Source organism: Modestobacter caceresii, assembly GCF_000761485.1.
GTDB classification, from domain to species: Bacteria; Actinomycetota; Actinomycetes; order Mycobacteriales; family Geodermatophilaceae; genus Modestobacter; species Modestobacter caceresii.
The window spans coordinates 1-23,732 of record NZ_JPMX01000072.1; the positions used below are offsets into that span (position 1 = coordinate 1).

At 75.8% G+C, this 23,732-nt stretch carries 22 protein-coding genes and 1 pseudogene; 6 read left to right on the top strand and 17 right to left on the bottom strand.

The genetic code is table 11. The annotated features are described in order from the left end of the window. Positions 1–127: 127 nt before the first annotated feature. The 4 genes from IN07_RS14915 to IN07_RS14930 all read right to left on the bottom strand — a co-directional run bounded on the left by IN07_RS14915 (position 128) and on the right by IN07_RS14930 (position 5,695). Positions 128–1,288 (bottom strand): S8 family peptidase, encoded by a 1,161-nt coding sequence (locus IN07_RS14915; protein ID WP_036336915.1) that lies wholly within the window; start codon positions 1,286–1,288, stop codon positions 128–130. 142 nt (positions 1,289–1,430) lie between these two features. After that, on the bottom strand, positions 1,431–2,315 hold the full coding sequence (locus tag IN07_RS14920) for a deoxyribonuclease IV (RefSeq protein ID WP_231558392.1): 885 nt from the start codon (positions 2,313–2,315) through the stop codon (positions 1,431–1,433). A gap of 25 nt (positions 2,316–2,340) precedes the next feature. Continuing rightward, positions 2,341–4,359 carry a Stk1 family PASTA domain-containing Ser/Thr kinase gene (locus tag IN07_RS14925; protein ID WP_036336917.1) on the bottom strand — a complete coding sequence of 673 codons (2,019 nt, stop codon included), beginning with the start codon at positions 4,357–4,359 and terminating at the stop codon, positions 2,341–2,343. A gap of 181 nt (positions 4,360–4,540) precedes the next feature. Next, positions 4,541–5,695, bottom strand: coding sequence for an alpha-hydroxy acid oxidase (locus tag IN07_RS14930; RefSeq protein ID WP_081975430.1), 1,155 nt, complete (start codon positions 5,693–5,695; stop codon positions 4,541–4,543). A 13-nt stretch (positions 5,696–5,708) separates the two neighbouring features. Here IN07_RS14930 and IN07_RS14935 point away from each other — a divergent pair, with 13 nt between their 5' ends. After that, positions 5,709–6,032, top strand: coding sequence for an Rv2175c family DNA-binding protein (locus IN07_RS14935; protein ID WP_036336920.1), 324 nt, complete (start codon positions 5,709–5,711; stop codon positions 6,030–6,032). A 38-nt stretch (positions 6,033–6,070) separates the two neighbouring features. On the opposite strand, the gene IN07_RS14940 is transcribed toward IN07_RS14935, so the two are convergent. The 3 genes from IN07_RS14940 to IN07_RS14950 all read right to left on the bottom strand — a co-directional run bounded on the left by IN07_RS14940 (position 6,071) and on the right by IN07_RS14950 (position 9,784). Beyond that, the gene (locus tag IN07_RS14940) at positions 6,071–7,021 is read right to left on the bottom strand and encodes a phytoene/squalene synthase family protein (protein WP_036336922.1); all 951 of its coding nucleotides are present in this window, start codon (positions 7,019–7,021) and stop codon (positions 6,071–6,073) included. Next, positions 7,018–8,502, bottom strand: coding sequence for a phytoene desaturase family protein (gene crtI, locus IN07_RS14945; RefSeq protein ID WP_231558393.1), 1,485 nt, complete (start codon positions 8,500–8,502; stop codon positions 7,018–7,020). The genes IN07_RS14940 and crtI overlap by 4 nt, the downstream gene beginning before the upstream one ends. 82 nt (positions 8,503–8,584) lie before the next feature. Then, complete coding sequence (locus tag IN07_RS14950; protein WP_081975431.1) at positions 8,585–9,784, bottom strand: polyprenyl synthetase family protein; 1,200 nt, start codon at positions 9,782–9,784, stop codon at positions 8,585–8,587. Between the two features lie 165 nt (positions 9,785–9,949). Between IN07_RS14950 and metF the strand changes: the two genes are divergently transcribed. Continuing rightward, on the top strand, positions 9,950–10,852 hold the full coding sequence (gene metF / locus IN07_RS14955; protein WP_036336927.1) for a methylenetetrahydrofolate reductase [NAD(P)H]: 903 nt from the start codon (positions 9,950–9,952) through the stop codon (positions 10,850–10,852). Here the strand turns inward: metF and IN07_RS14960 are convergent. Together IN07_RS14960 and IN07_RS14965 are read right to left on the bottom strand one after the other, a co-directional pair. After that, positions 10,845–11,459 (bottom strand): hypothetical protein, encoded by a 615-nt coding sequence (locus IN07_RS14960; RefSeq protein ID WP_036336930.1) that lies wholly within the window; start codon positions 11,457–11,459, stop codon positions 10,845–10,847. The two genes, metF and IN07_RS14960, sit on opposite strands and share 8 nt — an antisense overlap. 78 nt (positions 11,460–11,537) lie before the next feature. Then, on the bottom strand, positions 11,538–12,941 hold the full coding sequence (locus IN07_RS14965; RefSeq protein ID WP_081975432.1) for an MFS transporter: 1,404 nt from the start codon (positions 12,939–12,941) through the stop codon (positions 11,538–11,540). A gap of 24 nt (positions 12,942–12,965) precedes the next feature. Between IN07_RS14965 and IN07_RS14970 the strand changes: the two genes are divergently transcribed. Then, entirely contained in the window at positions 12,966–14,069 is a 1,104-nt protein-coding gene (locus tag IN07_RS14970) for a LacI family DNA-binding transcriptional regulator (protein ID WP_036336932.1), read from the top strand. Positions 14,070–14,078: 9 nt separating this feature from the next. On the opposite strand, the gene IN07_RS14975 is transcribed toward IN07_RS14970, so the two are convergent. Continuing rightward, the gene (locus IN07_RS14975) at positions 14,079–14,912 is read right to left on the bottom strand and encodes a lipase family alpha/beta hydrolase (RefSeq protein WP_231558394.1); all 834 of its coding nucleotides are present in this window, start codon (positions 14,910–14,912) and stop codon (positions 14,079–14,081) included. On the opposite strand from IN07_RS14975, the gene IN07_RS14980 reads away from it, so the two are divergent. Together IN07_RS14980 and IN07_RS14985 are read left to right on the top strand one after the other, a co-directional pair. Then, positions 14,884–15,636, top strand: coding sequence for a CDP-alcohol phosphatidyltransferase family protein (locus IN07_RS14980; RefSeq protein WP_231558395.1), 753 nt, complete (start codon positions 14,884–14,886; stop codon positions 15,634–15,636). The genes IN07_RS14975 and IN07_RS14980 overlap by 29 nt on opposite strands. Positions 15,637–15,772: 136 nt before the next feature. Further along, on the top strand, positions 15,773–16,750 hold the full coding sequence (locus tag IN07_RS14985) for a carbohydrate kinase family protein (RefSeq protein WP_036336934.1): 978 nt from the start codon (positions 15,773–15,775) through the stop codon (positions 16,748–16,750). A 68-nt stretch (positions 16,751–16,818) separates the two neighbouring features. On the opposite strand, the gene IN07_RS14990 is transcribed toward IN07_RS14985, so the two are convergent. From IN07_RS14990 to IN07_RS15020, 7 genes and pseudogenes are all read right to left on the bottom strand, one after another. Next, positions 16,819–17,475, bottom strand: a complete 657-nt coding sequence (locus IN07_RS14990) for a flavin reductase family protein (RefSeq protein ID WP_231558396.1) — start codon at positions 17,473–17,475, stop codon at positions 16,819–16,821. Between the two features lie 31 nt (positions 17,476–17,506). Then, positions 17,507–18,082, bottom strand: a pseudogene (locus tag IN07_RS14995) (peroxiredoxin family protein); the annotation flags it as partial. 92 nt (positions 18,083–18,174) lie between these two features. Continuing rightward, positions 18,175–19,338 (bottom strand): glycosyltransferase, encoded by a 1,164-nt coding sequence (locus IN07_RS15000; protein ID WP_081975434.1) that lies wholly within the window; start codon positions 19,336–19,338, stop codon positions 18,175–18,177. Further along, on the bottom strand, positions 19,335–20,153 hold the full coding sequence (locus IN07_RS15005) for a carotenoid biosynthesis protein (protein ID WP_231558397.1): 819 nt from the start codon (positions 20,151–20,153) through the stop codon (positions 19,335–19,337). The genes IN07_RS15000 and IN07_RS15005 overlap by 4 nt, the downstream gene beginning before the upstream one ends. Further along, positions 20,150–21,838: a phytoene desaturase family protein gene (locus tag IN07_RS15010; protein WP_331437137.1), complete on the bottom strand. Its 1,689-nt coding sequence runs from the start codon at positions 21,836–21,838 to the stop codon at positions 20,150–20,152. Before IN07_RS15010 ends, IN07_RS15005 begins: the two co-directional genes overlap by 4 nt. Further along, positions 21,835–22,428 carry a GNAT family N-acetyltransferase gene (locus tag IN07_RS15015; RefSeq protein WP_081975435.1) on the bottom strand — a complete coding sequence of 198 codons (594 nt, stop codon included), beginning with the start codon at positions 22,426–22,428 and terminating at the stop codon, positions 21,835–21,837. Before IN07_RS15015 ends, IN07_RS15010 begins: the two co-directional genes overlap by 4 nt. Continuing rightward, positions 22,428–22,952 (bottom strand): YbaK/EbsC family protein, encoded by a 525-nt coding sequence (locus tag IN07_RS15020; protein ID WP_036336937.1) that lies wholly within the window; start codon positions 22,950–22,952, stop codon positions 22,428–22,430. The genes IN07_RS15015 and IN07_RS15020 overlap by 1 nt, the downstream gene beginning before the upstream one ends. A gap of 343 nt (positions 22,953–23,295) precedes the next feature. Between IN07_RS15020 and IN07_RS15025 the strand changes: the two genes are divergently transcribed. Beyond that, entirely contained in the window at positions 23,296–23,622 is a 327-nt protein-coding gene (locus IN07_RS15025; RefSeq protein ID WP_036336939.1) for a DUF6504 family protein, read from the top strand. Positions 23,623–23,732: the final 110 nt, after the last annotated feature.

Genomic DNA, 23,732 nt, shown 5'->3' on the forward strand with positions numbered 1-23,732 from the left:
AGGACCCCAGCGGGTGTGTCACCGAAGCGGGGCGAAGGTTCGCAGCCGCGGCACTAGCGGCCCGTCGCGACCTAGGCCGGGCCGCCCGCGCGAGTGGACGACCCGGCCCCGGGTGTGGCGGGCGGACTCACCAGGTGCTGAACAGCAGGTCGTTGTCCTCGGTGCGGGTCGTGGGGACCGCGTCCTCGGTGGTCGCCGCGGTGATCGCGTCGGCCACCGTGGCCGGGGAGGCGGCCGGGTCGCCCTGCAGGTAGAGCGCTGCGACGCCGGCCACGTGCGGGGTGGCCATCGACGTCCCGCTGATCGTCCTGGTGGCGGTGTTCGAGGTGTGCCAGGCGCTGGTGATGCCCACGCCGGGTGCGAACAGGTCGACACAGGCGCCGTAGTTGCTGAACGACGCCGGCGCGTCGGTCCGGTCGGTGGCGCCGACGGTGAGGGCGGCGTCCACCCGGGACGGCGAGCCGGCGCACGCGTCCTGCGGGACGCCGGCGGCGTCACCGTTCCCGGCTGCGACGGCGTAGCTGACCCCGTCGGCGATCGAGCGCTGCACGGCCCGGTCCAGCGCGCTGCTGGCGCCACCGCCCAGGCTCATGTTGGCCACCGCGGGGGCGCCGGCCGGGTGGTGGGCGGTGACCCAGTCGATGCCGGCGATGACCCCGGCGTTGGTGCCGCTCCCGGCGCAGTCCAGCACCCGGACGGCGACCAGCCGCACCCCCTTGGCCACCCCGTACCGCGAGCCGCCCACGGTGCCCGCGACGTGCGTGCCGTGCCCGTTGCAGTCGTCGGCCCGGCCGCCGTCCACCGCGTCGTACCCGGAGACCGCGCGGCCACCGAGGTCACCGTGTCCGAGCCGGATGCCGGTGTCGATGACGTAGGCGGTGACGCCCGCGCCGGTGGCGGTCCAGCTGTAGGAGCCGCTGAGCGGCAGCGTCCGCTGGTCGGTGCGGTCCAGGCCCCAGGTGGCACTGGACTGGGTGGCCTGCAGCTGCACCGGGGCGTCCCGCTCGACGGCCGCGACACCGGGCAGCGTGGCGAGCCGGTCGGCCACCTCGGGGCGCAGCGTGACGGCGAACCCGTTCAGCGCCGCGGTGTAGACGTGGTCGACGTGGCCACCCAGCCGGGCGGTGGCCAGGGCGGCGACGGAGGACGGCACCGAGCCGGGGGTGAGGCTCACGATGTAGGTGGCCGGGGCGCCCGGCGCTGCGGCGGCGGTCCCGGCGGTGAGGCCGAGGCCGCTGACGGTGAGGGCGGCCACGGCGGCGGTGGCCAGGGTCCTGCGGATCTGCACGGTGGTTCTCCTCGTTCCAGGGACATCGCAGTCAGCTGCGGATCCGGCACGGAGAGTGAAACCACTGGGTGTCGATTCTGGAAGCTGCCGGGCCGTGGGATCGATTGCGGACGGCGTTTCCCGCCGCCCGGGCGAGTCGCGGTCAGCGGGGGACGAGGCCGCCGTCGCGCAGTGCGCAGAGCAGGGCGATGTCCTTGGCGTGGCCGTCGTCGGCGCTGGGGGTCTCCACGACCACCGGCACCCCGGACATCGCCGGGTGGGTGAGCAGCTCGGCGAAGGGTGCTGCGCCGATCGAGCCGGCCCCGATGGTGGTGTGCCGGTCGCGGGTGGAGCCGCACCCGTCCAGCGAGTCGTTGGCGTGGACGAGCCCCAGCCGGCCCGGGCCGACGGTGGCCTCCAGCGCGTCCAGGGTGGCCGCCATGCCGCCCGGGGTGGCCAGGTCGTGCCCGGCGGCCCAGGCGTGGCAGGTGTCGAAGCAGACTCCGACGGCGGGGTGGTGGTCCAGGGCGGCCAGGTAGGGGCCCAGGTCCTCGACGGTGGCCGCCAGCGACCTGCCGCCGCCGGCGGTGGGCTCGATCAGCAGCCGGGGTGCGCCCTCGGGCAGCCCGTCGAGCACCGGCAGCAGCCGCTCGTGCAGCTGGGCCAGCGCCGCGTCGTACCGGTCGGCGCCCACCGCCGAACCGGCGTGCACCACCACGCCGGCGCACCCGAGCTGGGCACCCCGGGCCAGGTTGTGCCGGATGGTGGCGACCGACTGCTCGACGGTGGCCTCGTTCGGCGACCCGACGTTCACCAGGAACGGCGTGTGGATGAACGACGGGACCCCACGCTCGGTGCACCCGGCGGTGAACGCGGCGTCCTGCGCCGGGTCGCCGGCACTGGGGCGCCACCCGCGTGGGTTGCCGACGAACACCTGGACGGCGCGGGCGCCCACGGCGTCGGTGTAGGCCAGCCCGCCCTTGGCCAGGCCGCCCTTGATCTGGATGTGCGCCCCGATCGCGGGCAGCACGGCAGGAGCTGAGGTCACGGAGCGCAGGTCACCCGAACGTCACTCACCCGAAGGTCACCAGGATGGTGACCGACGAGCCCAGGTCGACGACCTCGCCGGCCCCGGGGGTCTGCCGCAGCACCTGGTTGCCGAAGAACTGGGTGACCTCGGCCTCCAGGCCGGCCTCCTCGAGGGTGGCGATGGCCTCCTCGCGGTTCTTGCCGGTGACGTCGGGGACCGCCACCTGCGGCAGCCCCTCGGACACGGTGATCGTCACGCGGCTGCCGTAGGGCTGCTCGCCCGCACCGGGGCCGGGGCTGACCGCCATGACCGCGCCGGTCGCGACGTCGGCGCTGCGGCCGGTGGCCCGCTCGACCGTGAAGCCCAGCTGCTCCAGGTTGCTCTCGGCGGCGTCCGGGCTCTGGCCGACGACGTTGGGCACCGCGACCGGCGCCCGGCCGGAGGAGACCACGACGGTGACGGTGTCACCGCGCTTGAGCTCCGTCCCCGGCACGGGGTCGAAGCGGATCACGTCGCCCTCGCCCACCTCGTCGCTGTAGGCCTCCACGGTGCTGAAGGCCAGGTCGGGGAACTGGGTCTGCAGCTGGGCCAGGACGGCGTCGGCGGGCTGGCCGGCCAGCGCCGGGTCGACCGCGAACCGCTCCGGGCCCTTGGAGACGACCAGCTCCACGTCCGAACCACGGATAGCCTCACCCGCGGCCGGGTCGGCGGTGATCACCGCACCGAGCGGCACCGTCTCGCTGAACTGCTCCTCGGCGAGGACCGGGTCCAGCCCGGCCTCCTGGAGCAGCCCGACCGCGGTGTCCTGGTCCTTGCTGAGCAGGTCGGGGACCTCGGTCCAGCGCCCGACACCCAGCCACCAGCCGATCGCACCGATGGTCACGGCCAGCAGCAGCACCACCGCGATGCCCAGCTGGGCGCGGCGACGGCGGATGTGCGGCGGGACCCCGGGGCGGACGACGGGCGGGCGCGGGCCGATGCCCGGGCGCGCGCTGCCCACGGCGGTGGTCGGCCCGGCCCCCATGCCCGGCAGCACCGTGGTGCCCCGGCCGCGCTCCACCGGGCCGCCGAGGACCTCGGTGTGGGGCTCACCGCTGCGCCTGCCCGGCGCGCTGGGCTGCCGGGGGCGTGGTGCGGTCGGGCGGTTGGTCGGGCGCAGCGTGGCGGGGTTGTCGGCCGGCAGACCGGTGGGCACCGGGACGCGGGCCAGGCCCAGGTCGGCGCGCAGGTCGGCCAGCTCGGCCAGGAAGGCGCCGGCGTCCAGCGGCCGGGCGGCCGGGTCGCGCCGGGTGGTGCGGGTGACCAGCTCGTCGACCTGCCAGGGCACCGTCGGCACCTCGACCGACGGAACGGGCACGTCGTGGTGCACGTGCTGGTAGGCGACCGCCAGCGGGGTGTCACCGGCGTAGGGCGGGTGGCCGGTGAGCAGCTCGTAGAGCATCACGCCGGCGGCGTAGACGTCGCTGCGGGCATCGCTGCGGCCGCGCTCGAGCTGCTCGGGGGAGAGGTAGGCGACCGTGCCGATGAGGACGCCGCCGGTGTGGCTGGTCTGCCCGGTGCCGGCCACCGCGCGGGCCAGCCCGAAGTCGGCGACCTTCACCTGGCCGTCGGTGGAGATGAGCACGTTCTCCGGCTTGATGTCGCGGTGGACGATCCCGGCCCGGTGCGCGGCGGTCAGCCCGGCCAGCACCGGCTCCAGGACGGCGAACGCCTCGGCGACGGTGAGCCGGCCGCGGGCCTGCAGCAGGTCGCGCAGCGTGCGGCCGCGCACCAGCTCCATGACCAGGTAGACCAGGCCCTGGTCGCTGCCCTGGTCGCTGACCGACACCACGTTGACGTGGCTGAGCATCGCGGTGGCCCGGGCCTCCCGGGTGAACCGGTCGACGAAGGCGGGGTCGTGCGCCAGGTGCTCGGCCATCACCTTGACCGCCACGGTGCGGTGCAGGCGGAGGTCGGTGGCGGCGTAGACGGTGGACATGCCGCCACGCGCCAGACGCTCCTCGAGGCGGTAACGCCCCTCGAGGACGAGGCCGACCACGGGGTCGGTCACGACGGTCTCCACGCCGGCGAGTCTAGGAGCGGATCGTGGTGCGCGGCCCGAACGACGCGTGCTGCCAGGTCACGGTCTGGACTCCAGGGACCTGGAGTGACCAGGTGGACGCGTGGGGTCGCCGGACCTGGTCGGTCCGGGGCGCCGGTGGCCAGCGGGGCGGCTGGGGCCGGACGGCGCGCCGGCCCGCTGTTCAGCGGCCGGGCCACGGCCGGACGACGGTGTCGCGCGGCACCGCCCGGACGTCGTCGACTCCGCACAGGGCCATGGTGTGCGCCAGTTCCTCGCTCAGCCCGTCGATCACCCGGGCCACGCCGTCGGCACCGCCGGTGGCCAGCCCCCACACCGTGGGGCGGCCCAGGAAGACCGCCCGCGCGCCCAGTGCGAGGGCGGTGAGCACGTCCGACCCGGTGCGGATGCCCCCGTCGACGTAGACCTCGACCTCGTCCCCGACCGCATCGACCACCTCCGGCAGCGCCTCGGCGCTGGCGATCGCCGGGTCGGCCTGCCGCCCGCCGTGGGTGGAGACCCACACGGCGGCCGCGCCGGCGGCCACGCAGCGGGCCGCGTCGTCCCCGCGCAGCACGCCCTTGACCACGACCGGCAACCCGGAGACGTCGGCGAACCGGCCGATGTCGGCGAAGGTCCAGGTGGGCGTCTCGGCGGCGGCCAGCGGCGGCTGCGGCCCGGTCACCGGCGGGTGGTTGGCGAGCCGGAGCCCCGCGGGCAGCGCGAAGTCGTGCCGCAGGTCGCGGTGCCGGCGACCGAGCACCGGCAGGTCGACGGTGAGCACGAGCGCCCCGTACCCGGCCCGACCGGCGCGGCGGGCCAGCTCGTCGGTGTGACCGGGGGAGTGCAGCCGGTAGAGCTGGAACCAGCGGGGCCCGGCCGGCCGGGCTGCGGCGACCTCCTCCAGCGAGGTGGTCGCGCTGGTCGACACGGTCATCAGTGCGCCGGTCGCGGCCGCGCCGCGGGCGGTGGCCGGCTCGCCGTCCGGGTGCGCCATCGCCTGGTACGCCCACGGCGCGACCCCGATCGGGGTGGCCACCTCCGCACCCAGCAGCGTGGTGCCCAGCTGTGCGGTCGCGATCCCGCGCAGCACCCGGGGGCGCAGTCGCCACGATCGCCAGGCGGCCGGCGCCTCGGCCAGGGTGGTCTCGGTGCCGGCGCCACCGGCGTAGTAGTCCGCGACGTCGGCCGGCAGCAGGTCGCGGGCCTGCGCGGCGAGTGCGTCGAGGTCCAGGTACGGCGGCTCGCGACCGGGGGCGTCCGGTGTGGCTGGTACCTCGGTGCCCCGCTGGGGCTGACTCAGCCGGGGACCGTTCGCCGGGGCTCCACTGTGCGCCATAGGCTCGCAGCCTATGGACACGTTCACCCCCGCGGAGGTCGCCGAGCAGCTCGGCGTCTCGACCAACAAGGTCCGTCAGCTGATCGCCGAGCGGAAGCTCATGGCGGTGCCCGGCAGCGGCAACAGCAAGATCCCGGTGGACTTCGTCCAGGACGGGGTGATCCTCAAGCACCTGCCCGGTCTGCTCACCGTGCTCTACGACGGTCGGTTCACCGACGAGGAGGCCTTCGAGTGGCTGTTCCGCGAGGACGACTCGCTGCCGGGGACGCCGGTGCAGGCGCTGCGCGACGACCGGCACACCGAGGTCACCCGCCGGGCCCAGGCCCTCGCGCTGTAGACCTGGCGCGGTAGCCGTCGGCTGACCGGGCACCTGCCCTAGCGGGCGCTGCTGGTCGCCGTCCGGGGACTGCCGACCCTGGCCAGCTGGGCGGCGGTCAACCGGCGGGCGAACACGGCCACCCGCCGTGGCCGGGACACCCGGACCCGGCGGTCCAGCACCCGGTGGTCGGCGCGCTCGATCTCGGTGAGGATGCCGCCGTAGAGGGCGGTGGCCGCGCGCACGCAGTCCCGGGACTCCCGCGCCAGCATCGGGGTGCCCGGTGCCGCGTCGTCGTAGCGGCGTCGGGTGACCGCGACCATCTCCCGCATCAGCGCGGCGAAGCCGGGGGAGTGCCGCTTGGCGGCCAGCTGCTCGCGGGTCACCCCGTGTGCGGCCATCAGGTCCGCCGGCAGGTAGACCCGGCCGCGGTCGACGTCCTCGGCGACGTCCCGCAGGAAGTTGGTCAGCTGGAAGGCCTCGCCCAGGGCGATGGCGTGCGGCGCGGCCTCCTCCCGGGTCACGCCGGGCGCGGTGCCGAGCACCGGCAGCACCTGCAACCCGATCACCGAGGCCGAGCCCCACATGTAGCGGTCCAGGGCCGCGAGGTCGGCGTAGCCGGTGACGTCCAGGTCGCTGGTCATGGCGGCGAGGAAGTCGACCAGGTGCTCGATCGGGATGCCGTAGCGGCGGTAGGTGTGCACCAGGGCGAGCCGGACCGGGTCGTCGGACCAGCCGGTCCGGACCTCTTCCAGCGCGGCCGTCGACCAGGCCAGCAACTCGCCCTCGGGGTCCCGGCCGGGCTGGTCGGCGCCGACGTCGACGATGTCGTCGGCGACCCGGGCGGCGGCGTAGAGCGCGTGGACAGCCGCCCGGCGGTCCGGGGTGAGCAGCCGGGTGGCCAGGAAGTAGGACTTGCCGTGCTCGGCGGCGATCCCGCGGCACACCGCGTAGGCCGCGTCCAGCGTCGCCTGCTGCTCCTCGCGGCTGGTCGGTGGGACGGCGGTCATGCCGGCACCGGACCGGTGATCCGCTCGGCGGCGAGCCGGCCGCTGATCACCACCATGGGGACGCCGACGCCCGGCTGGACCGACGAACCGGCCAGGACGACGTTCTCCGGACCCGAGCGGGGCAGGGTCGAGGGGCGGAAGGGCCCGGTCTGCCCGAAGGTGTGCGCGAGCGCGAACGGGGTGCCCGCGGCCATGCCCTGGGCGGCCCAGTCGACCGGGGTGAGCAGCTCCTCGACCTCGATCGCCTCGCCGACCCCCGTCCAGCCCCGCGCCTCCAGGGTGGCCAGCAGCTCCTCGCGGTAGCGGGGAGCCAGCGCCGGCCAGTCCAGGTCGGGATTCCCGCCACTGCGCGGGTCGAGGTTCGGGGTGGGCGCGACCACGCTGATCACCTGACCCCCCTCGGGGGCGAGCGAGCGGTCGGTCACCGACGGCATGCTGATCAGGAGGCTGGGGTCGCTCATCGGCCGGCCGTCGCGGGTGAGCTCGGCGAACACCTGCTCCCAGGCCGCGCCGAAGCTGATCGTGTGGTGCGCCTGGCCGGGCAGCTCGGCCCGCACGCCCAGGTGCAGCGCCACGCAGGACGGCGAGTAGACCGGGCGCCGCGGCCCACGCAGGCCGGGCACCAGCCGGTGCGGGGCGTCGGCGGTCACCGCGACGGCGTCGGCGGGCAGCAGGTCGCCGTCCTCGAGTGCCACCCCGGTGACCCGGCCGCCGGCCAGCTCCAGCTGGGCGACCTCCGTGCCGTAGCGGAACTCCACCCCGGCGTCGGCGGCGGCCGCGGCCATCGCCCGGGGGACGGCGCCGATCCCGCCCTGCGGGTGCCAGACGCCGGCCCCGATGTCGAGCTGGGCGATGACCGCGTAGGCGGCGATCGCCCGGAACGGGGAGACGCCGGCGTAGAGCGCCTGGAAGCTGAACAGCCGGCGCAGCCGGTCGTCGGTGAAGGCGGCCCCGACGTGCTTCGACAGCCGGCGGAACCCGCCGCGGCGGGCCAGGGCCAACAGCTCGGGGCCCAGCAGGTCCAGCGGGGAGTCCAGGTTGCGGTCGATGAAGGTGCGCAGCTGCAGCTCGTAGAGCTCGGCGAGGTCGTCGAGGTAGCGGAGCAGGGCGGCGGCCTCGCCGGCGCCGCACAGCCGTTCCACCTCGGCGGCGAAGGCGGTGCGGTCGGCGTGCACGTCCAGGTGCGACCCGTCGGCGAACTGGGCCCGGTAGGTGGTGTCCAGGGGGGTGAGGGTCAGCCGGTCGGCCATCGTCTCGCCGACCGCGGCGAAGGCGTCGGCGACCAGGTCGGGGGCGGTGAACACCGAGGGCCCGGTGTCCAGCGCGTACCCGGCCCGCTCGACGCGGCCGGCCCGCCCGCCGGGGCCGGGGCAGCGGTCGACGACGGTGACCTCCCGCCCGGCGCCGCGCAGCCGCAGCGCCGCGGACAACCCGGCCAGGCCCGCGCCGATCACCACGACCCGGTCGGTACGCCCCGGCACGGAGCGCAACTGACGGTTCAGCAGGGCCCTCGTCATCGTTCGCCCCCACCGAGATGGCCATCTTGGTGGCTCGTGCGGGCGGTCACGCGGTGCGGGTGGTCGCGGCGACGGCGAGCGCGTCGAGCGCGGCGCGGGCCTCGTCGCTGATCGGCGCCGCGGCGATGGCCGCCCGGGCCACCGCGGTGCGGTCGGCGATCCGGTCCTCGACCCGGGCGCGGGCGCCGGTGTCCTCGAGCAGGGTGCGCAGGGTGGCGAACTGCTCAGCGCCGGCGTCCGGGTGGCCCAGGGCCCCGGTCAGCAGCCGTCGGCCGGCCTCGTCGGCGCGCTCCTCGGCCAGCGCGATGAGCAGCGTCTGCTTGCCCTCGCGGAGGTCGTCGTCGACGGACTTGCCGGTGACGGCCGGATCGCCGAAGACGCCCAGCACGTCGTCGCGGAGCTGGAACGCCTCGCCGAGCGGCAGGCCGATGGCGGTGTAGGCGTCGCCGACGTCCGGGCCGGCGCCGGCGATCGCGGCACCGAGCTGCAGCGGCCGCTGCACGGTGTAGCCGGCGCTCTTGTACCGGGCCACGGTCAGTGCGCCACCGGGCCCGGGCAGCCCGCCGTCGGCGCGCAGCAGGTCCAGGTACTGCCCGGCGGTCACCTCGGTGCGCATGGTGTCCCAGACCCCGCGGGCGCGGGCCAGGGCGGGTGCGGAGATGCCCGACCGGCGGAGCAGCTCGTCGGACCAGACCAGCGCCAGGTCGCCGACGAGGATCGCGGCGCCGACACCGAACCCGGCCGCGTCGCCGTGCAGGCCCGCGTCGCCGTGCCGGGTCGCGAAGCCGATGTGGGTCGCCGGGCGGTTGCGGCGGGTCAGCGCGCCGTCCATCACGTCGTCGTGGACGAGCGCGCTGGCGTGCACGAACTCCAGGGCGGCGACGCCGCGCAGCACGTCGGCGTCGGCCTCGGCGACACCGGCCGCGCCGGCCGCGGCCCCGCGCCAGCCCCAGTAGGCGAACAGCGGCCGCAGCCGCTTCCCGCCCTCGGCCAGGGCGCAGACCTCGTCGACGACCGGGACCAGGGAGTCGTCCATCGCGGCCAGCGTCTGCCGCTGCTCGGCCAGGAACCCGGCCAGCGCGGCGGCGACCGCCGCGCGGACCCGCTCGACGTCCGCGGCTCCCGGCGGAGCCGGGACCCGGGCGGGTGGCTGGCGGTGCTGCGTCCCGGCGGTCACCGGGCAAGTATCGCCCGCGGTGATCGGACGCTGCCCGTTCACCCTGGCTGGTGCGGTCGTGGTCTCCATCGGGCCTCCTCCTCCACCGGCCGCGCCGGTCCGCCGTCTCGCGGGCCGTCCGCCGGCCGTCCGGGTTCCTTCGTCCGCGACCCCGCGGATGGATGCACCACTGCCGGTGGGCGTGCGGCGGTCGCTGCACGGCCCGGGAGCCCCCCGCCCGTAGGCTCGTCAGTCATGACCGGCACCGTGCGCGAGCTGCTCCAGACCGAGCGGCCCACCTGGTCCTTCGAGTTCTTCCCCCCGCGCGACGCCGCGGCCGAGACCCAGCTGTGGACGGCGCTGCGCCAGCTGGAGCAGCTGCGGCCCTCGTTCGTCTCGGTGACCTACGGCGCCGGCGGGTCGACCCGCGAGGGCACCGTGTCGGTGACCGAGCGCATCGCCACCGACACCACGATGCTGCCGATGGCCCACCTGACCGCGGTCGACCACAGCGTCACCGAGCTCCGGCACGTGGTGAGCCGGCTCGCGGCGGCGGGGGTGCGGAACCTGCTGGCGCTGCGCGGCGACCCGCCGGGTGCCGACCCGCAGGCGGAGTGGGTGGCTCACCCGCAGGGCCTGCGCTACGCCGCGGAGCTGGTCGAGCTGATCAAGGGCATCGGCGACTTCTCCGTCGGCGTGGCCGCCTTCCCCGAGCGCCACCCGCGCTCGGCGGACTTCGACTCCGACACCGACATGTTCGTCGCCAAGTGCCGGGCCGGTGCCGACTTCGCGATCACCCAGATGTTCTTCCGGGTCGAGGACTACCTGCGGCTGCGGGACCGGGTCACGGCCCGCGGCTGTGACGTGCCGGTGATCGCCGGGGTGATGCCGGTGACCAACGCCCGGCAGATCAGCCGGATCGTGCAGCTGTCCGGGCAGGCGTTCCCGGTCGAGCTGGCCGAGCGGTTCGCCGCCCTGGACGGCGACCGCCCCGAGGACAAGCGCGCGGTGCGGGCGCTCGGCGTCGAGGTGGCCACCCAGATGTGCCGGCAGCTGCTGGACGAGGGCGTCCCCGGCATCCACTTCATCACGATGAACCGGTCGACGGCGACGCGGGAGGTCTACACCAACCTGGCCGGCGCGGACCTGGTCAGCTGAGCAGCTCCTCGGCCTCCAGCGCGGCCCGCCGCAGGCCCTCCCGCTCGGCGGCGTAGCCACCGGCGACCCCGACGACCGGGAACTGGGCCAGCGCCCGGTGCCGCAGCTTGCCCTTCGGCCGGGCGTCCAGGGCGTCGTCGATCCGGCTGAGCAGCCGGGCGGCCCGCCACAGGCTCCGGGCCGCGCCGCGTGCCCCGGACCGGTCCTCGCCCAGCGCCTCGTCGACGTAGACCCCACGGGTCCGGTCCAGCAGCGGCTGGACCCGGTCGGCGGGCAGGTCCCGGTCCAGCAGCACCCGGGCCAGCAACGACACCTGGGCCGCCGGCTCGGCCACGCCGTGCTCGCCGGCCACCCCGAGGACGACCAGGGCCTGGACGGCGGAGCCGACGGTGTTCTGCAGCGGCAGCAGGTCGACGAGCTTGCCGGCGAAGCGCGGTGCGGCCGAGACGCCGGCGGCCACCCGGCTGACCTGGTCGGCCCACCACGCGGCCCGCTCGGCCGGCGGCAGCTGGGGAGGGCGCCCCAGTCGCCGGGCCAGGGGGCTGAGCCCACGGTCGACGCGGCGGAGCACGTCGACGACGACGGCGTCGCTGATCGGAGCGGCCATGGGGAGACCGTAGGGGGCCGCTGGTGGACCGGCGCGCTGCGTCGGCGCAGACAGCACCACCACCGAGGACGTCACCAGTCAGTCCCTCCCCCAGGCCTTGCCCCGCCGCAGCAGCCACCAAGCGGCGGTCAGGGCGATGGCCGTGGAGGCGACCCAGCCGAGCGGGGGTCCGGCCAGCGGCACGTCGGTGTCCTCGGTCGCGGTGACCAGCAGCAGCACGGCCGCCACCCCGACCGCGGTGCCCAGTTGAGCCGCGGTGTTCAGCATCCCCGCGGCGGTGCCCTGGAGCGGCTCGGGGACGGCGGTCCCCTCGGTGGTGGCGGCGACGGAGGAGAGGCCGAGTCCCAGGCCGGAGACACCCACGGCGACGGGGACCAGCCACGGCCAGGTCGGTGCGCCCAGCAGGAGCCCGTTCCCGACCGCGACGACGGCGAGGCCGACCCCGGCCGTGGTGCGAGGGGTGTGGCGGCGCATCACGGCCTTCGCCCGGGAGGCGCCGAGCACGACCAGGACGCTGAACGGCAGCAGGGTCAGGCCCGCGACGGTCGGGCTGCGGCCCTGGGCGTCCTGCAGCCACACGGTCGCGACCGTCACGGCCGAACTGGTGGCTGCGGTGTTGGCCAGCGAGGCGGCCGCGCCGGTGGTGAGCGCCCGATCGCCGATCGCGGCAGCGGGTACGAGTGGGTCCGCCGCCCTCCTCTCGACCGAGGTGAACCACCCCGCGCAGAGGACCGCGACCATCAGCACCGCCCCACCGGCGAGGGCCCGGTCGGGCCGTTCGAGCATCGAGGCCCCCAGCACGAGGGCGGCGACGGCGACGGCGAGGAGCAGGCCTCCCGGCACGTCCAGCGGACCCGCACGTCGAGGTGCGGTGGTGGGGACGTGCCGCCGGACGACGACCAGAAGCGCGGCTGCCAACGGGAGGTTGATCCAGAACAGGCTGCGCCAGCCGACGGCGTCGGTCAGCACACCGCCCAGCAGGAGGCCGCTGGCGCCGGCCGCAGCTCCGGATGCGCTCCAGGCCGCCAGCGCGCCGCGACGGGCGTCCTCCTCCTCGGTGACGGCGGACAGCAGCCGGAGAGCGGTCGGCACCGACAGCGCGGCCGCCGCCCCGAGCGCGCAGCGGCCGGTCACCAGCACGGCCAGACCGGGCGCTGCGGCGGCCGCCAGGGACGCGGCGGCGAAGAGCAGCAGGCCGGACTGCAGGACCCGACGGTGGCCGAACCGGTCGCCCAGTCTGGCCCCGAGCATCAGCAGCGCACCGAAGAAGACGGCGTACACCGGCACCACCAGCGACACCGCCGATGCCGATGCGCCGAGGTCGGCCAGCATCGCCGGCGCGGCGGAGATGACGATCGTGGTGCCCAGGACGTCGACGAACTGCACGGCGCAGAGCGTGATCACCGCGACGTGCGGCGAGCGGTGCACGTGCATGGGAGCTGTGCGGTCGTCAGCCGACACCGCCGTCACCGCCTTCTTCATCGTTGAAGTGCGACCATTCAACGCATGTCCGGTCGGCCAGCGCAACGGGTGACCATGCACCAGGTCGCCGCGGAGCTGGGGGTGTCGGCCAAGACGGTGTCCAACGCCTACAACCGACCCGACCAGCTCTCCGCGGACCTCCGGGAGCGGGTGCTCGCTGCTGCGGAGCGGCTGGGCTATCCCGGCCCCGACCCGGTGGCGGCCGGGCTCCGGCGCGGTCAGGTGGGCGCGATCGGGGTGGCCTACGACAACGGGCTGTCCTACGCCTTCGCCGACCCCGTGTCCCTCGAGCTGCTGACCGGCATCTCCTCCGTCGCGGAGCCTGCCGGTGCCGGGCTGCTGCTCATCCCGGGCTCGGCCGATCCGCGTCGCCGGGTCGCGGCGGTGACCGGTGCGCTCGTCGACGCACTCATCGTGTCGTCCCTGTCCGATGACGACCCACTGCTGGCCGCGGCGATCACCCGGCGGTTGCCCGTCGTGGTCATCGACCAGCCGTCGCCGGCGCGGTTGGCTGAGCTCGGTGCGCCCGGCACGTCCTGGGTCGGCATCGACGACCGCGCGGCCGCTGAGGCGATCTGTGCGCACCTGCTGGACCTGGGGCACCGACGGTTGGCCGTCGTCTCGTTCGGCATGCACCGGGAGCCCATCGAGCGAGGCCTGGTCGACGAGGCCGCGCAGCGTTCGGCCACCTACGCGGTCACCCGCGACCGCCTGGCCGGATACCGGGCGGCTGCGCAGCGGGCCGGCATCGACTGGTCGACCGTCCCGGTCTTCCACGGCCCCGACAGCACCCCCGCGGAGGGCGCCGCCGGGGCGGCTGCGGTCCTCGCCGTCGAGCCGCGCCCGACCGCAGTGATCTGCCTGAGCGACCGGCTGGCCGAAGGCGCACTGCGGGTGTGCGCGGGCCTGGGGCTCGCCGTGCCGGCGGACGTCTCCGTCGTCGGTTTCGACGACGCGACCACCGCCCCCGGACTGGGGTTGACGACCGTCGCGCAGGATGCCCGCCGGAAGGGCGAGATCGCTGCGGACCAGTTGCTCGCCGCAGGTGGGCGGCGGGCCGCGGGACCGCGGTGGCTGGACACCCGCCTCGTCGTCCGCGGGTCCTCCGGCCGGGTGGGTCGGGTCTGAGCGGGACCGTCAGCCCTGGCGGAGGCGGGCGCAGTCGGCCTGGTCCAGCTCCACCGGGGGCCCGGCGGCCAGCTGGGCGAGCACGATCGCCTGCACCAGCCCGTCGGAGGGCAGCTGGCCGTGCGAGACCTCGGCGTCGGCGCAGACCGACTGCACGGGCAGGTTCAGCGCGCCGTCCAGCTCGGCCGACTCCGGCGGCGTGACGGTCCCGTCGAGCGTCGTCCACACCGACACCCAGGTCGGCCCGGCGGGCGTCTCGTCACCCGCGTTCAGCTCGGCGAGCAGCGGGCTGCGGGTGGTCATCTGCTGGCAGGCGTCCGGACACTCCGCCGCCAGGAAGCGCGCGGCCAGGTCGGCGACGGTGGTGCCGTGGTGCGGGGAGCCCAGGGTGAGCACCCGCCGGGCCTGGTCGGCGCCGCCGTCCGCCGCCCACAGCCGGGCGACCACCCCGCCGGCGGAGTAGCCGACGACGTCCACGCTCTCGGCGCCGGTGCGCGCGAGCGCTTCGTCGACCGCGGTGCCCAGCACCGCTGCGGAGGCGGCCAGGTCGCCGGTGCCGTCGTCCGGCACCGGGACGACGGTGGCGTCCCGCCCGCTGGCGGTGAGCCGGTCGGCGAGGGGCTGCAGGGAGCTGACCGAGCCGCCGTAGCCGGGCACCAGCAGGACGGGGCCGGGGGTCAGCTCCGCGACGGCGGCCGGCCGCGCTGCGTCGTCCGGGCCGGTCAGCCGGAGGACGGCGAGGGTCGCGACGGCCACCACCGCGACCAGGGCCGGCAGCAGGAGGGCGAGGCGGCGGCGGGCGGGGGAGAGGCCGGTGAGCACCAGCCCACTGTCCCTGCTCACGCCGACGGCGCCACCGGCTGCGGCGCATCGTGGTGGACTGCACACCGTGCTGAGCCGCGACGAGTACCTGGAGGCCTGGTCGCGGTGGCACGGGGGCACCGACCCGGCCGACAGCCGGCTGGTGCGCGGCTGGCTGTCGCTGGCCTACGCCCTCGCGGTGCCGCTGGCCCGGCTCTCCCCGCTGGTGGCCACCGCGCTGGGCCTGCTGGTCGCCGCCGCCGCGATCGCCCCGGCCGCCGCCGGCGGGGCCTGGCTGATCGTGGCCGGGCTGCTCATCGGGCTCTCCGGGCTGCTGGACTCCCTGGACGGCGCCCTGGCCATCGCCGGCGGGCGCGCCTCCCGGCGCGGGTTCGTGCTGGACTCCGCCGTCGACCGGCTGACCGAGGTCGGCTACGCCGTCGCCTTCTGGGTCGCCGGCGCCCCGGGCTGGCTGGCCGCGGCCTTCGGTGCGCTGTGCTGGCTGCCGGACTACCTGCGGGCGCGCGCCGGGCAGGCAGGCGTGCACGAGACCGGGGCCGTGTCGGTGTGGGAGCGGCCCACCCGGGTGGCCATGGCGGCGCTCGGGCTGGTCGGTGCCGGGGTCGTCTCGCTGCTCGACGTGGAGCTGGGCGGTGTCGACGCCGTCGTGCTGGCCGTGACCTGCGCGGCGGCGGTGGGCTGCCTGCTGGGGGTGGTCGGGACGGCGCAGCTCGGCGTCCAGCTGCGCCGGGCGCTCGGCGACTGACGGCGGCTCACCCCCACGGGGGCCACCGCGGGCAGGGACGTGCCGCGGCTCCTACGCTTGTCCCCGCCCCGGTGACCGTTCCCGGTCGGGGTCCGCTGGCCGATGACGGCCGCATCCTCCGGAGAGAGTCGCCCCCATGCCCGTCGTCGTGACCGGTTCGATCGCCACCGACCACCTGATGACCTTCCCCGGCAAGTTCACCGACCAGTTCGTCGAGGGGAAGATGGAGAACGTCTCCCTCTCCTTCCTGGTCGACGACCTGGTGCAGCACCGCGGTGGCGCCGGCGCCAACATGGCCTACGGGCTCGGGCTGCTGGGGCAGGGGCCGGTCCTGGTCGGCGCGGTGGGCAACGACTTCGCCGACTACGACGCCTGGCTGAGCCGGCACGGCGTGGACACCGGCAGCGTGCGCTGGTCCGAGCTCAAGCACACGGCCCGCTTCGTCTGCACCACCGACGCGGCGAACAACCAGATCGCGTCCTTCTACTCCGGCGCCATGTCCGAGGCCTCGCTGATCGAGCTGGCCCCGGTGGCCGCGCGCGTCGGCGACCTCGACCTGGTGATCGTCGGGCCGAACGACCCGACGGCGATGGTGCAGCACACGCAGGAGTGCCGGCAGCGGGGCTACCCGTTCCTCGCCGACCCCTCCCAGCAGCTGGCCTGGGCCGACGGCGAGATGATCCGTGACCTCGTCGACGGCGCCGACCTGCTGTTCACCAACGAGTACGAGCACGCGCTCCTGCTGCAGAAGACCGGCTGGGACGACGCCGAGGTGCTCGCCCGGGTGGGCACCTGGGTCACCACCCAGGCCGCCAAGGGGGTGCGGGTCGAGCGGGCCGGGGAGCCGACGATCGAGGTGATCGCCGTCCCGGAGACCAAGCCGGTGGAGCCGACCGGTGGTGGGGACGCGCTGCGCGCCGGGTTCGTGGCGGCCCGCCAGTGGGGGCTCGGCATCGAACGCGCCACCCAGGTCGGGTCCGCGGTCGCCACCGCCGCGGTCGAGGTCATCGGCACGCAGGAGTACACGCTGCCGCGGGCGCCGTTCCTGGAGCGGTTCGCCGAGGCGTTCGGCGCCGATGCCGCCGACGAGGTCGCCCCGCACCTGCCGGGCTGAGGAAGGACCCCGCTGCCCCCAGCGCTCGCGCTGGGACCCTGCAGCGGGGCCACCGTGCTGGGCGGACGTCACCCTCCGCGGAGGCGGTCGCCGATGTCGGGGTCCTCGGTCCAGCTGCGGTAGGGGATCCGGCGGATCTCCTTGACCTCGCCGATCGTCGACCACTCGTTGCCGCCGAGCCGGGCCAGCGGCTGGAGCTCCTCGATCCGTGGTCGGCCGTCCCGGACGGCGCTCTCCCACGCCGAGACGTGCACGACCCGGCCGAACACCACCGTGCTGTCGCCCAGCCGCAGCGTCGCGTGCAGGGTGCACTCCAGGGTGACCGGCGACTGGGCGACCCGCATCGTGGCGACCCGGTCGCTGGGCTCCAGGGTGACCCCGGTGTGCTCGGCCTCGCTCTGGTCCGGCGGGAAGTCGGTCGCGGTGGCGTTGACCTGCTCGAACAGCGCCTCCGGGGTGAGGCTGATGGTGAACTCGCCGCTGTCCTCGACGTTGCGCAGCGAGTCCTTGCGGCCCACCGAGGTGAACTGGACGACCGGCGGGTCGACGCAGGCCACCGTGTAGAAGGAGTGCGGCGCCAGGTTGTGCACGCCCTCGGCCGAGCGGCTGCAGACCCAGGCGATCGGCCGGGGCACCACCACCGAGTTCAGCACCCGGTAGAAGGCGCCCGTCTCCATCTCCGCCGGGTCGAAGGAGACGCGCGGCGGGCTGCTCTGCTCGGTCACCGGCCCATCGTCGCCGACCGGGTCGCCGGGCTCAGCCCCGGGCCTGACCGTCCGGCGGGTGCTCGGCGCGCCAGGTGTCGAAGGTGCTGAGGAAGGACTCGGCCATCCGCTGCTCGGTGACCAGCAGGTCGCGGTCCCGCTCGTCGACCATCCGCTGGCTCAGCGCCATGGTGTTGAACCGGATGGCGCGGAAGTAGGGGATGAAGGAGCTGGGCTTGAACGCGCGCTTGGACGGCTGCGGGGCCACGCCCTCCGGGGCCCAGGGCGCCGGTTCGGGGAGCGCGGGCAGCCCGAGCGCCTCGATGGCGGTGAGCACCGGCTCGTCGTCGGTGCGGTCGGTGAAGTCCCGGGACAGCTCCCGGAACACCTCTCGGCCGTCCGGGGCCACGGCGACGACGACCGGCCGGAAGATCGACGCCTCGGTGTCCCAGGCGTCCAGCGGCTGGGCGAGCCGGGTGCCGTCGGGGTCGCTGGCCCACCGGAAGGGCAGGTGCCAGGTGTGGTCCATGGCGAGCTGGACCTCGGGCGGGTCGACCGAGGCGAGCACCACCTCGGCGCCGGCTGCGGAGATGCGGGGCAGGGACTGGGCCAGACGGACCGCCTGGGCGCAGCAGTAGGGCTACCAGTCGCCGCGCAGGCCGACGAGGAGGAGCGCGGCGCGCTCGTCGGTGCGGAGGGCGAGGAGGTCGCTGGTGGTCATCACCCCACGCTAGGTGCGCCGGAGGTGGCCCGCCGGTCGACGGCGCGGGGGAGGGTGCGCCCGCGCCACCGGAGCGACCCCTGCCGGTGACCGGCCACCGAGCGGGCGACCAGCACGTCGAGCAGCACGATCGACACCGGGTGCGCCAGCGAGTCCGGCCAGGCCCGGGCACCCGTGCGGGACGCGACCACGGCCCGGTTCACCACCCCGGCGGCGTAGCCGACCAGCCCGGCGCGGGAGCCGGTCAGGGCGGCCAGCGGCGGCAGTAGCCAGACGGCGCTGAGCCCGGCCGCCACCCCGGCGGCCGCGGCCGGGTGACCGCCGACCGCCGACCACAGTGACTTCGTGTAGCCGTCCCGGACGCCGGGCCAGCCGTCGTACATCCGGCAGGCGGCCAGCGTCGAACCGTCGACGACGACGCCACGGCCCCCGGCGGCCTTGACCGCACGCAGCAGCGCGACGTCCTCGATCACCTCACCGCGCACGGCCGCGTGCCCGCCGGCCCGGTCGTAGGCGGCCCGGCGGACCACCAGGAACTGGCCGTTGGCCGCCGCCAGCGACGGCCGCGGTGACCGCTCGGCCAGCCGCAGCGGCAGCAGGGTGGCCCACAGCCACTGCTGCAGCGGCTGGACCAGGCGCTCGGCCGCGCTGCCGGTGAGCTGCCGCGGCCAGGGGGAGACCAGGTCGAGTGCGGACTCGTCGAGCACGGCGACCGCCGAGGCGATCGCGTCGGGCATCAGCCGGACGTCGGCGTCCAGGAACACCAACACGTCGTCGGGGCTGGCCTGGTCGATGGCGGCGGCGCCCTGGGCGCAGGCGTTCGGCTTGCCGAGCCAGCCCGGGCCGGGCGGCGTTGCGGGCAGCAACGCGACCCGGGCGTCGGGCACCCCCATCACCCGCTCGGCGGTGCCGTCGGTGGAGCCGTCGTCGACGACCACGACCCGCAGGTCGGGCACCCCGCGCTGGTCGAGCACCGCGGCCAGACAGCCCTCGATCTGGTCGGCCTCGTCCCGGGCCGGGACCACCACGGTCACCCGGCGGGGAACCGGCCCGGGCACGGCCGGCGGCCGGCGGAGGAGCCGGCTGTTCAGCGCCGCGTGGAGTGCGGCGACCACCGAGAGCCCGGCGCACACCCGCAGGAGCCGGCGCCAGGCCGTGGTCACCGGCGCCCCCGCCGCGCCTGGACGACGAGGACGGTCAGCACCGGCAGTGCCAGGACGACGCCCCAGACCGCGGACCCCGGGAGGTCGAGCCAGACGGCGTGCGCAAGCGCACCGCCCAGCACCATCCAGCCCAGCGTCAGCAGCGGCGCGGTGTCCCCGATCCGGGGCAGCCGGCTGGTGCGCTCGACGAGCACGTCGAGCAGGGCCATCAGCACCAGGCCGGCCAGCAGCCAGCCGGCGAGGTTGGTGAGCGGCACGGTGGGGATGCCCGGCAGGCCAGATTCGGGGTGCGCCCAGCGCCAGTAACCGGCCTGCACCAGTTGCGGGTCGAGCACGACGTCCCAGGCGGCGAAGACGTAGGCCGCCACCGCCACCCGGGCGGCCCGGCGCCGGGCGGGGCGCACCCGCGCGGTCAGCCGGGCGGCGAGCACCCAGCTCGGCCACGCCATCATCAGCCAGGCCAGCGGCACCAGGAAGGGCACCCCGAGCAGGGTCGGGCCGAGCAGGTCGCTGTAGCGGTACTCGCCGTACGGGAACCCGGTGCGCAGCCCGAGCGCCTCGAACAGCACCGCGACGACGCCCACGACGACCAGCACCGCGGCCCCGGTGCGCACGCCGCGGCTGACCGCGGCGTGGCTGACCGAGACCGCCGAGCCCAGCAGCACGATCGCCCAGCTGACCGTGTCCCGGCCGGCCCCGCTGCTCAGCGGGTAGGCGATCGCGGCGCCCAGCAACGCGACGGTGAGCGCGAGTGGCAGCCACGGCAGCGGCGCCGGCTCGGTGCCAGGGCGGCGGGTGGCCAGCGTGCCGGTCACCGCGACGTCCTGCGGGACAGCAGGCGGCCGGCCCGCCCGGTCAACTCCGCCCGCAGCCGGGCCGCCGGCCGGCGGTCGGCGAGCACCACCCGGGCCGCAGTGCGCCCGGAGTTGCCCGAGACCCCGCCACCGGGGTGCGTGGAGGCGCCGGTGAGGTACAGCCCGCCCAGGCCCGGCACCCGGTGGCCGGACAGCGCCGGGGTCGGCCGGAAAGCGAACATGCTGGCCAGGCTCATCTCCACGTGCATGACGTTGCCACGGAGCAGGGACAGTTCCTGCTCCAGCTTCAGCGGGGTCTGGACGTACAGCCGCTGTACCGAGTCGGCGAAGCCGGGTGCGTAGCGGTCGACCGCGGCGATCAGCTGCTGAGCGGCCCGGTCGGCGATGTCGTCCCAGTCCGACCCGTCGGCGAGCTCGTAGGGGTACCACTGCCCCCAGATGGTGACCACGTGCTGGCCGGCCGGAGCCAGCGTCGGGTCGCTCGCGGAGAACGACATGGCCAGCGGCACCGGCTCCCGGGGCAGCTCCCCGGCCAGCCAGTCGCCGTGCGCCCGGGCCAGCTGGGCGCGGTCGGTGCAGAGCAGCTGCAGCCCCTGCAGCGCCTCCTCGCCCGCGCCGGGGTAGCTCGGCAGGGCGTCGGTCTGCGCGCGCAGCACCAGGCCGAAGCCGTTGCCCAGCGGCGGGTCGGCCTCGGCCAGCGCGGGCGGGGCGTCGTCGCCGGCCAGCGCCTTGGTGGCCAGCACGTGGCAGGCGGCGACGACCACCGGTGCGGTGATCCGCCGTCCGGAGACCGTCTGCACCCCGGTGACCCGCCGGTCCTCGGGCGGCCCGTCGACGAGCAGTCGGGCCGCGCCGTCCCCGAGGGTGACCCGGCCGCCGTCGCTGGCCAGCCGGGCCGCCAGTGCCTGGGTGAGCCCGCCCGACCCGCCGACCGGGTGACCGGGCGGGACGTCGTGCAGCAGCGCCACCCAGCCGACCATCGCCGCCGTGCCGGGCTCGGACATGGGCGGGCCGGACTGGGCGCCGAACCAGGCCAGCGCCGCCTTGAGCCGTTCGCTGGTGAACCAGCGGTCGAGCAGGGCGTCGCCGGAGCCGAGGAAGTCGGTGGCGATCTCGCCGCCCGGGGTCCGGGGCTGACCCCGCCGCGGGGCGCCGACCGGCCACAGGTGCCGGACCAGCCGGGTCATCGCCGGCCGGTCGCCGAACGCCTTGACGACGGCGGCGCTGCGCGGGCCCCACACCTCGACGAACCGGCGGTAGGCCGCGGCGTCAGCGTCTCCGCAAGCGGCGGCGATGGAGGCGCAGGTGGCGTCGAGGTCGACGGAGAAGACCAGCGGCCGACCGTCGGGCCCGGGGTCGCCAGGCACCGGTGCGGGCGCGAAGCCCCACGGGTCGCAGTCGACGTAGCGCAGGCCGAAGCGCTCGAGCTCCAGCTCCTCGACCACCCCGCTGTGCCGGATGATCACGTGCGCGCTGGACCCCCGGTCGACCCGGACACCGGGCCAGCGCTCCACGGTGGAGACCGCCCCGCCGAGGACCTCGTCGGACTCCACCACCTCCACCCGCAGCCCCTCCCGGGCCAGGTGGCAGGCGGCCACCAGGCCGTTGTGCCCGGAGCCGATGACGACGACATCGGCAGTCGTGTCGGCCGTGCGGGTGCCGGAGCTGTTGGCGACGGGGATCAGCTCTTCTCGGCCGGGGGGGCCAGCGGCAGGCGCGCGCCCAGGATGGCGAAGGGGCGGGCGTCGCCGGGGAAGTGGTAGCCGCGGGCCAGGTCGACGAACCCGTCGGCGTGGTAGAGCCGGAAGGCCTTGGTGTCGGTGTCCGGGGTGCTCAGCAGGGCGGCCGGCTGGGGGAGGTCGGCCAGCAGCGCGTGCAGCAGCTGCCGGCCCAGGCCCTGGCTCTGCCGGTCGGGGTGCACGTGCAGCTCGCAGACCTCGAACGCGCCGGGCAGCCACTGCTTCGCCGTCCGCCGGTCCAGGGCGTTGCGGACCTGGTCGTGCCACCACTGGCCGGGAGCGACGACGTAGCCGTAGCCGAAGCCGACCAGCTGCTCGCCGACCGTGCCGTCGCCCCGGGGGGCCTCGACGAAGGCGCCCACCGCACGGAAGCCCTCTCGCTCGGTGTGCTGGACGGCGTAGCCGTAACGCCCGGCGACGACGGAGTCGCCGTAGTCCATCGCCGCGCCGTAGATCGCCAGCGCCTCGTGCAGGTGCTCGCGCATCCAGCCGGCGGGCAGCTCGGTGATCCGGGTGGCGGGAGTGGTGCCGGTCATCAGGGGGTCTCCTCGTCGGCGGCGGCCGGGGAGGGCCCTGGGCCGACCTCCGCGGGGGTGCCGGCGGTGAGCTGCAACAGCTCGTCGTAACTGGTGGGGAAGACGGTGTGCGGGTGCCCGGCGGCCGCCCACACCCGGGCGTACCGGGCGAGCTCCACGTCGACCAGGGTGCCGATCGGCTCCGGGTGGCCGACCGGGGCCACCCCGCCGATGGCCTGGCCGGTGTGCCGGCGGACGAACTCGGGGGTGGCCCGGGTGATCCGCGGGAGGCCGAGCAGGTCGGCGACCAGCGCCTCGTCGACCCGGTGGGCGCCGCTGGTGAGGACGAGCAGCGGGAGGTCGCCGGCATCGAACACCAGGCTGTTGGCGATCGCACCGACCTCGACGCCGAGCTGGGCGGCCGCGGCGGCGGCCGTGCGGGCGCTGTCGGGCAGCACGCGCACCTCACCGGTGACGCCGGCGGTGCGCAGCACCTGCTCGACCTCGGCGACCCGGGGGTGGTGCGGGGTCTCCGCAGCGGTCATGCCAGCGATCCTCCCACCGGCCCCGGGGCCCTGCGCCACCCGGGACCTGCGGTCGGGCGCCGGTCGCAGACGGCCGTCGCCCGGGGGTCACGGCGACCCTCGAGTCGGGCTCGAGGCTGTGTTGCTGCCCTGAGTGCAGTGGCTGTAACGACACGGATGACGACACGCCTGTTCGGCTTGACCGCCCCGACCGGGTCCGGTCTACTCATCGGTGTTCGAACACCTGTTCGAACACCGGCGACCCGTTCGCCGGCCCGGGCCGTCACGTCCTCCCCGACGTGCGCTTCCCCGCCGGGCCGGAGGGCGGGGCAGCCGGGAGGGGCGAAGAGTTGCGGAGTCTGACATGAGCCGAGTGCTCGCCGGGGCCGGTGGCCGGGTCGGTGAAGAGGTGCAGGTCGAGCAGGGGCCGTCGGGGCCGGCCGAGTTCTGGCGAGGGCAGACCCGGTACGTGGTGGGGGAGCTGCTCGACTCGTGGGTGGAGACCGCACCGTGGTGGCAGACCGATGCCGCCGGCCGGGGTGGGGCGTCGGCCGAGCTGGTCGCCACCCGGCAGGTCTGGCGGGTCGAGGCGGTCCGCGCAGGCCGGTCCCGGATGAGCTTCGCCGGGGTCTTCGACCTGTCCTGGGAGCCGACAGGCAACCAGTGGCTGCTCGTCCGGGTGCACGACTGATGGGCGCCGCCCGGGCCCTCCCGGCCGCCACCGACGGGCAGCTCCCGTTGCTCCCGCCGCTGCCCGCGGCCGCCGCCCAGCTGCTCGGTCAGGCCCATCGGGGGCTGGCC